Origin of the sequence: Enterobacter sp. 301B (assembly GCF_003850715.1) — a bacterium.
Classification (GTDB): Bacteria; Pseudomonadota; Gammaproteobacteria; order Enterobacterales; family Enterobacteriaceae; genus Enterobacter; species Enterobacter intestinihominis.
Window position 1 is genome coordinate 1 of sequence record NZ_PQTC01000054.1, and the last position, 6110, is coordinate 6110.

A 6110-nucleotide genomic window follows, 5' to 3' on the forward strand; every position below is an offset into this window, starting at 1 on the left:
ACGTTTTTTGCCAAATCGATTCCAATAGTTTTAACGTTCATGATAGCAGCGCTCCGTTCAATGAGTGACGATTTATCGTCCCACTGTGGCACAAGAGATGGGAGGCGACCATTCCATTAACAAAGCCCCTGACGGGTTAACAGCGGTAAAAAACCTTGCGGAAGCCTTTGAACATTATAACGAATGGCATCCGCATAGTGCACTGGGATATCTGCGGCGACGAACCAGTCATGGGTTAAGTGATAAAAAGTGTATGGAAATATAGGGGCCAATCTACTAAAGTCTTTTTCGTTAACAGTGGCATAAATCAGCATCGCCTGATGTTTCTGGTTCTATGCGAATTCACAGTGTGCTCATTGATTCGTAATTCACTCTGACAAGGAAATGGCAATGAAAAAGGTTCTTCTTTCTGCAGCAATGGCAACCGCGTTTTTTGGCATGACTGCTGCCCATGCAGCTGATACCACTGTTGGCGGCGGCCAGGTTAATTTCTTCGGTAAAGTTACCGATGTATCCTGTACTGTTTCCGTTAACGGCCAGGGCAGCGATGCGAACGTTTACCTGTCTCCGGTAACCCTGACTGAAGTTAAAGCGGCAGCAGCGGATACTTACCTGAAACCGAAATCTTTCACCATTGACGTCTCTAACTGCCAGGCTGCTGATGGCACTAAACAGGATGACGTAAGCAAACTGGGCGTGAACTGGACCGGCGGTAACCTGCTGGCTGGCGCAACCAGCAAACAACAGGGCTACCTGGCGAACACCGAAGCTTCCGGTGCTCAGAACATCCAGCTGGTGCTGTCTACTGACAACGCTACCGCGCTGACCAACAAAATCATCCCGGGTGACAGCACTCAGCCGAAAGCGAAAGGCGACGCTTCCGCTGTAGCTGATGGCGCGCGTTTCACCTACTACGTAGGCTACGCCACCAGCGCGCCGACCACGGTAACCACCGGTGTGGTTAACAGCTACGCGACTTACGAAATTACTTACCAGTAATTCCGTCAGAAAATAAAACTGCCCCGCGATGGGGCAGTTAATAACAATAATAAAGCGGCAATGTCCGCCGCTTGTATTTTTATTCTGAGGTCAGCATGAAGCGTATTGCCCTTTTTTTCTGTTTCATTTTTAGTTTTGCGGCCCATGCCAACAATATTATTGTTAACGGTACCCGCTTTATTTATCCAGGAAATGAAAAAGAAATAACGGTACAGCTTTCAAATAACGCCGACCGTCCGGCGCTGGCGCAGGCCTGGCTGGATAACGGCGATGCCGATGCCACACCGGATACCATTACCACCCCGTTTATTATCACCCCGCCGATTTCGCGCGTTGACGCCAAGAGCGGCCAGACGCTGCGTATTAAGCTCGGTAGCAGCGCCGGTCTGGCGAAAGATAAAGAGACGCTGTGGTGGCTGAATCTGCTGGAAATTCCGCCGGTGGTGGCCAATCAGAAAAATGAAGGCCAGAACGTGCTGCAGCTGGCGATCCGTTCGCGCTTTAAATTTATTTATCGTCCTGCCGGACTGGGCAACCGCGATGCGGCGGCCGAGAAGCTGACCCTGACCGCCAGCGGCAGTAGTCTCGCCATCAACAACCCGACGCCGTTCTACATTACCGTCAGCCGTATTTCCCGCGACGGCGGTAAAGCCCTGAACAGTAAAACCGTGATGCTGGCGCCGCAGTCCAGCCAGACGGTGGCGCTCTCCTCCGCCGTCAACCGCGGCGAAACCCTGACCGTTAACAACATTAATGACTATGGCGCCGATGTCGCAGTGAAAGTGGCCGTTAAATAAGGGAAAAGCTAATGAAGCAGAGGTCATTCTGCCCGGGAAGATTAAGCACCGCGATCGCCATCGCGCTGTGCTGCTTTCCGCCATTTTCCAGCGGACAGGAAAACCCGGGAACGGTATATCAGTTTAACGACGGCTTTATTGTCGGCAGTCGCGAAAAGGTCGATCTGTCGCGCTTTTCGACCAGCGCGATTACCGAAGGCACTTACTCCCTTGACGTCTACACCAACGACGAGTGGAAAGGGCGCTACGATTTACGCATCGCGCGCGATAAAGATGGTCGGCTGGGCGTCTGCTACACCAAAGCGATGCTGGCCCAATATGGCATCGCGGCGGAAAAGCTCAATCCGCAGCTGAGCGAGCAGGAGGGCTACTGCGGTAGCCTCAAATCCTGGCGCAACGAAGAAAACGTCAAAGACAACCTGGTCCAGTCCTCCCTGCGGTTGAACATTTCGGTACCGCAGATCTATGAAGATCAACGCCTGAAAAACTATGTCAGCCCGGAGTTCTGGGACAAAGGTATTACCGCGCTCAATCTTGGCTGGATGGCGAACGCCTGGAACAGCCATACCTCTTCGGTAGGCGGGTCGGATAACAGCAGCGCCTATCTGGGCGTCAACGCCGGTCTGTCGTGGGACGGCTGGCTGCTGAAGCACATCGGCAACCTGAACTGGCAGCAGCAGCAGGGTAAAGCGCACTGGAACAGCAACCAGACCTATCTCCAGCGCCCTATCCCACAGCTCAACTCCATCGTCAGCGGCGGGCAGATTTTCACCAATGGTGAATTTTTCGACACTATCGGTCTGCGCGGGGTTAATCTTTCCACCGATGACAATATGTTCCCGGACGGCATGCGCTCGTATGCTCCGGAAATTCGCGGCGTGGCGCAGAGCAACGCCCTCGTCACCGTGCGCCAGGGCAGCAATATTATCTATCAGACCACCGTTCCGCCCGGACCGTTTACCCTGCAGGATGTCTATCCTTCCGGCTATGGCAGCGATCTTGAGGTCTCGGTGAAAGAAGCGGATGGCTCGGTAGAAGTGTTTAGCGTGCCTTACGCTTCCGTCGCCCAGCTGCTGCGTCCGGGAATGACCCGCTACGCGCTCTCCGCCGGTAAAGTGGACGACAGCGCGCTGCGCAACAAGCCGATGCTCTATCAGGCGACCTGGCAGCACGGGATCAACAATCTGTTGACCGGCTACACCGGGGTCACCGGTTTTGACGACTATCAGGCCTTCCTGGTGGGGACAGGGATGAACACCGGCATCGGCGCGCTCTCTTTTGACGTCACCCATTCGCGGTTGAAGAGCGATGCCCATGATGACTCGGGTCAGAGCTATCGCGCGACCTTTAACCGCATGTTTACCGATACCCAGACCAGCATCGTGTTGGCGGCGTATCGCTACTCGACGAAAGGTTATTACAACCTCAACGACGCGCTGTACGCCGTCGATCAGGAAAAAAATAGTCGCAGCAACTACACCCTGTGGCGGCAAAAAAACGGCATGACCTTCACGGTGAACCAGAACCTGCCGGACGGCTGGGGCGGGTTTTATCTCAGCGGCCGTATCTCCGATTACTGGAACCGCTCCGGGACCGAGAAGCAGTATCAGGTCAGCTACAACAATTCATTTGGTCGTCTCTCCTGGTCGGCGAGCGCGCAGCGCGTCTATACGCCAGACAGCTCCGGTCATCGTCGCGACGATCGTATTTCACTCAACTTCAGCTACCCGCTGTGGTTTGGCGATAACCGCACCGCCAACCTGACGTCGAACACCTCGTTCAATAACTCGCGCTTTGCCAGCTCGCAGATTGGTATCAACGGTTCGCTGGACAGTGAAAACAACCTTAACTACGGCGTGTCGACCACCACCGCCACCGGCGGTCAGCATGATGTGGCGCTCAACGGCAGCTACCGTACGCCATGGACCACCCTCAACGGCAGCTACAGCCAGGGCGAAGGCTATCGTCAGAGCGGCATTGGCGCCAGCGGGACGATGATCGCCCACAGCGGCGGCGTGGTGCTCTCACCGGAAAGCGGCTCGACGATGGCCCTGATTGAAGCCAAAGACGCGGCCGGGGCGATGCTTCCGGGATCGCCGGGCACCCGTGTGGACAGCAATGGTTACGCCATCCTGCCGTATCTGCGCCCGTACCGGATTAACGCCGTGGAAATCGACCCGAAAGGCAGCCATGACGACGTGGCCTTCGATCGCACCGTGGCGCAGGTTGTGCCGTGGGAAGGCAGCGTGGTTAAGGTCGCGTTCGGCACTAAGGTGCAGAACAACCTCACCCTGCAGGCGCGCCAGGCGAACCACGAGCCGTTGCCGTTTGCGGCAAGTATTTTCTCCCCCGACGGCAAGGAGATCGGCGTTGTCGGCCAGGGCAGCATGATGTTTATCAGCGATGCGAACGCCAAACGCGCGATTGTGAAGTGGAGCGGCGGGCAGTGTTCGGTGGATCTGGGACAGCAAACAACAAAGGATAGCGTATGTCGCTGAGGAAATTACTAACGCTTTTTATCGTCTTAATGGCGCTGGGAACCACCTCGTCCTGGGCCTCCTGTACGCGTCTCTCATCGCCAACGGTGATGCTGGACATGGTGGTGGGCAGGGTGGTGGTGCCCTCGGATCTGCCGGTGGGCTCGGTGATCCTTACCCGCGACTGGACGATGAGCGCTCCCGGCGGGGCAAGCTATCGCTGTACTTCCGGCACCAACCGCTTTGCGGCGAAGATCGTGTCGCCAGGGGCCACGGACCTTGGAAATAAAATCTACTCCACCAACGTGCCGGGAATCGGCATGCGTTTCAGCCGCGGCGGCGCAACGGTAAATATCGTCTATCCCGACGTCTTTTCGTCCCAGGTATATAACACCACCAACTATTCCCTCGAAGGGTCGCGCTTTACGCTGGAGATTATCAAAACCGCGGCAACCACCGGCAGCGGCACCCTGGCGGCGGGTAAGTACACCTCCTACGACTGGGAGAGCGGCAGTAACCCGATCCTCGAAACCTATCTGAGCGCCAACGCCATCACCGTGGTCTCGCCCTCCTGTTCAGTGCTGAGCGGGAAAAATATGAATGTCGATGTGGGTTCCATCCGGCGCACCGACCTGAAAGGGGTCGGCACCACCGCCGGCGGGAAGGATTTTAATATCGACCTGCAGTGCAGCGGCGGCCTAAGTGAAACGGGATATGCCAACATTAGCACCTCGTTCTCCGGTACCCTGGCCACCAGCACTACCGCTACCATGGGCGCCTTGCTGAATGAAAAAGCCGGCAGCGGGATGGCGAAAGGCATTGGCATCCAGGTGCTGAAGGATGGCTCCCCGCTGCAGTTTAATAAGAAATACACCGTCGTCCGCTTGAATAATCAGGAGACCCGCTACATCACCATACCGCTGCACGCGCGTTTTTATCAGTATGGCCCGACGACCAGCACCGGCGAGGTGGAGTCGCATATGATCTTTAACCTGACGTACGATTAATACGGGAGGGGGAATGAAGGGATTGCCGAAAAACACTATCGCGTGGCTGCTATTTTGCGGCAGCCTCGCCGCCCCCTCGGCGTGGGGTTTTGAGACCAATTACGATCGCGGACGGGTCGATTTTGCCGGGCGGGTGACGGATATTTCCTGTAGCATCGCGCTAAACGGCGGCCAGCATGCCGGCAGCGGTAATGTCTGGCTGGCGCCGGTCAGCCTGGCGGAAGTCCACGATCGCGGTGCCGGGGCGTTTATGAAACCGCAGCCGTTTACCCTGGCACTGTCAAACTGCCAGCTGCGCCATGATGGTGGGGCAGCCTCGCAGGATGAGGTGCGTCGGGTCAGCGTGCGCTGGGTCGATGGTTTTTTACTGACGGCGGTCGGTAACGAAAACGCCGGGTATCTGGCCAATACCTTGCCGGATGGAGCGCAGAATATTTATCTGGCCCTATCGACTAACGATAATAATACGCTGGATAAGAGTAATAAAATTGTCCCGGCGGACCCGCAGCAAAATCAGGTGCGTTTGCAGGAAAGCGCGGTCAGCGGCGGCCTGTTCACCTATTACGTTGGCTATGTTTCGCCAACGCCGAAAAGCGCCACCAGCGGGCCGATTACCAGCTGGGCAACGTGGGAATTAGTTTATAATTAAGTGACGTTAAAAAGCCGGGAATTCCCGGCTTTTTTTACATGGCAATATCATCGGGGCTTTGTTGAATAAATCAGATTTCGGGTAAGTCTCCCCCGTAGCGGGTTGTGTTTTCAGGCAATACGCACGCTTTCAGGCATACCTGCTTTCGTCATTTTGTTCAGCGCTCGTACCAGGGCCATAG

At 55.8% G+C, this 6110-nt stretch carries 6 protein-coding genes and 1 pseudogene; 6 read left to right on the forward strand and 1 reads right to left on the reverse strand.

Features of this window, described 5'->3' with window-relative positions; all coding sequences use genetic code 11:
* Window positions 1-127: 127 nt before the first annotated feature.
* The 6 genes and pseudogenes from C3451_RS23900 to mrkF form a co-directional block, all read left to right on the forward strand.
* A pseudogene (locus C3451_RS23900) lies at window positions 128-265 on the forward strand (integrase core domain-containing protein); the annotation flags it as partial.
* Between the two features lie 125 nt (window positions 266-390).
* Window positions 391-999 (forward strand): type 3 fimbria major subunit MrkA, encoded by a 609-nt coding sequence (gene mrkA / locus C3451_RS23905; RefSeq protein ID WP_002916128.1) that lies wholly within the window; start codon window positions 391-393, stop codon window positions 997-999.
* Between the two features lie 95 nt (window positions 1000-1094).
* Window positions 1095-1796, forward strand: coding sequence for a type 3 fimbria chaperone MrkB (gene mrkB, locus C3451_RS23910; RefSeq protein WP_000820818.1), 702 nt, complete (start codon window positions 1095-1097; stop codon window positions 1794-1796).
* A gap of 11 nt (window positions 1797-1807) precedes the next feature.
* Complete coding sequence (gene mrkC / locus C3451_RS23915) at window positions 1808-4294, forward strand: type 3 fimbria usher protein MrkC (RefSeq protein WP_000813718.1); 2487 nt, start codon at window positions 1808-1810, stop codon at window positions 4292-4294.
* Window positions 4285-5280 carry a type 3 fimbria adhesin subunit MrkD gene (gene mrkD / locus C3451_RS23920; protein ID WP_063924012.1) on the forward strand — a complete coding sequence of 332 codons (996 nt, stop codon included), beginning with the start codon at window positions 4285-4287 and terminating at the stop codon, window positions 5278-5280. Before mrkC ends, mrkD begins: the two co-directional genes overlap by 10 nt.
* 13 nt (window positions 5281-5293) lie before the next feature.
* Window positions 5294-5929: a type 3 fimbria minor subunit MrkF gene (mrkF, locus tag C3451_RS23925; protein ID WP_000677445.1), complete on the forward strand. Its 636-nt coding sequence runs from the start codon at window positions 5294-5296 to the stop codon at window positions 5927-5929.
* A gap of 110 nt (window positions 5930-6039) precedes the next feature.
* On the opposite strand, the gene C3451_RS24710 is transcribed toward mrkF, so the two are convergent.
* The coding region (locus C3451_RS24710) for a hypothetical protein (RefSeq protein ID WP_223349232.1) at window positions 6040-6110 on the reverse strand (71 nt) is incomplete at its 5' end.

Bases quoted from the DNA above. Each gene is read 5' to 3' on its own strand.
- mrkC (WP_000813718.1), top strand. From the start codon at position 1,808: ATGAAGCAGAGGTCATTCTGCCCGGGAAGATTAAGCACCGCGATCGCC.
- mrkD (WP_063924012.1), top strand. From the start codon at position 4,285: ATGTCGCTGAGGAAATTACTAACGCTTTTTATCGTCTTAATGGCGCTG.
- mrkF (WP_000677445.1), top strand. From the start codon at position 5,294: ATGAAGGGATTGCCGAAAAACACTATCGCGTGGCTGCTATTTTGCGGC.
- mrkA (WP_002916128.1), top strand. From the start codon at position 391: ATGAAAAAGGTTCTTCTTTCTGCAGCAATGGCAACCGCGTTTTTTGGC.
- mrkB (WP_000820818.1), top strand. From the start codon at position 1,095: ATGAAGCGTATTGCCCTTTTTTTCTGTTTCATTTTTAGTTTTGCGGCC.